Source organism: Kitasatospora sp. NPDC056531 (assembly GCF_042794375.1).
GTDB lineage: Bacteria > Actinomycetota > Actinomycetes > Streptomycetales > Streptomycetaceae > Kitasatospora.
The window spans coordinates 1-1,486 of record NZ_JBHTTU010000351.1 but is presented as its reverse complement, the minus strand read 5'-3'; the positions used below and the strand labels follow the sequence as shown (position 1 = coordinate 1,486).

General features: G+C 72.2%; 2 protein-coding genes. Both read left to right on the top strand.

The features are described 5' to 3' along the window. The first annotated feature begins 389 nt into the window (after positions 1-389). On the top strand, positions 390-875 hold the full coding sequence (locus tag ACFQ87_RS46350) for a rhodanese-like domain-containing protein (RefSeq protein ID WP_380617070.1): 486 nt from the start codon (positions 390-392) through the stop codon (positions 873-875). Further along, positions 869-1,351, top strand: a complete 483-nt coding sequence (locus ACFQ87_RS46345) for a GNAT family N-acetyltransferase (RefSeq protein ID WP_380617069.1) — start codon at positions 869-871, stop codon at positions 1,349-1,351. The genes ACFQ87_RS46350 and ACFQ87_RS46345 overlap by 7 nt, the downstream gene beginning before the upstream one ends. Positions 1,352-1,486 lie beyond the last annotated feature (135 nt).

The following is a 1,486-nucleotide window of genomic DNA, read 5'->3' as shown; positions in this document are numbered from 1 at the left end:
GGCGACCACCGCGGCTACACCGACTACCCCGCCCTCACCGCCTGAGCGGCGAGCTGGCCGGCGCGGCCACGCAGTGAGTCCTGGAAGCCCACCGCAATTGGGGCAAGGGCGTCCTCCTGCCCTGATCCCCATGCGCCGCCGCCCCACGTCGCCGGAGCGGACGAGGCGACCCCCGGGGCCGCAGCCGGCACCCCGCAACCTCAACCGGCTGCGGTCCCATCCCGAACCCCGCTGCTGTCTCGGCTGGCGGGATCTTGGCGACCTCAGGCGTCTACGCCACTCGTAGGGCGGGCCCAGGGATCAGAGGATGGAGCCGTCGCCAGCCGGGGAGACCCGGCACGGCCCACCGGACCCCGTCCCGACCAGCAAGAACAAGAGGTGCCCCGCCCATGTCTGCCACCGCTTCCGCCGAGATCGCCAGCGCCGTCCTGAGCGTGCCCGCCGCCGCCCCGGCCGAGGCCGCCGCCCACTACGCCGCCCGTCTCGCCTTCGAGGCGGATGTCTCCGACGTCCACGCCGATCTGGTGTCCGGCGCACCCGGCGTCGTGGTGGTCGACACCCGCAGCAATGTCGCCTGGGACCAGGGCCACATCCCCGGCGCCCTCCACATCCCCACCACGCGGATCGCCGACCTGGCACCGCAGCTGATCGACCCGGCCCAGACCGTGGTCACCTACTGCTGGGGTCCCGGCTGCAACGGCGCGACCCGTGCGGCGCTGGCCTTCGCCCGCCTCGGCTACCAGGTCAAGGAAATGCTCGGCGGCTTCGAGTACTGGGTGCGCGAGGGCTTCGCCTACGACTGCGCCACCGGCGTCGAGCAGCGCCCCATCGACGACCTGACCGCCCCGCGCTCGGGCATCTCCTGCGCATGCTGAAGGACACCGCACGGCCGGGCGGCGTGATCCGTCCGGCCGCCGCGGCCGACCTGCCGGCGATAGCTCACCTGTGCGCCGCCCACGCTGCCTTCGAGCGCGCCGAACCCGTGCCCGCTGACCTCGCCACCCGCCTGGAGCCCGTGCTGTTCTCGGCACATCCGAGAGCATGGTGCCTCGTGGTCGACCACGGAGGTGAACTGATCGGTTACGCCACCTACTCCCGGGAGTTCTCCACCTGGCAGGCGACCGACTACGTCCACCTGGACTGCCTGTTCGTCACCGAACCGCACCGAGGAGAGGGCTGGGGGAATGCCCTGCTCAACGCCGTGAAGGACGCGGCAGCAGCCCGCGGCGCCGCACAAATACAGTGGCAGACGCCCGACTGGAACACCGACGCCATCCGCTTCTACCACCGCGCGGGGGCCCGGGCCCGGCCCAAGATCAGATTCTCACTGCCCAGCCGGCAGAAGACCTGACCCGACCGCCCGTGGGAGTGCCCTTCCGGGTCGTCCCCGTGCGCCCGGCGCCGGTGGCGGTCTCAGTGGCGGCCGTCCGGTGTTGACTCGGTGTGGTGGTGGTGGGGCGGTGGGTGATGTCGTCGGGGGTTGTGG

Coding starts and splice junctions, on each gene's coding strand:
- ACFQ87_RS46345 (WP_380617069.1), top strand. CDS start 869: ATGCTGAAGGACACCGCACGGCCGGGCGGCGTGATCCGTCCGGCCGCC.
- ACFQ87_RS46350 (WP_380617070.1), top strand. CDS start 390: ATGTCTGCCACCGCTTCCGCCGAGATCGCCAGCGCCGTCCTGAGCGTG.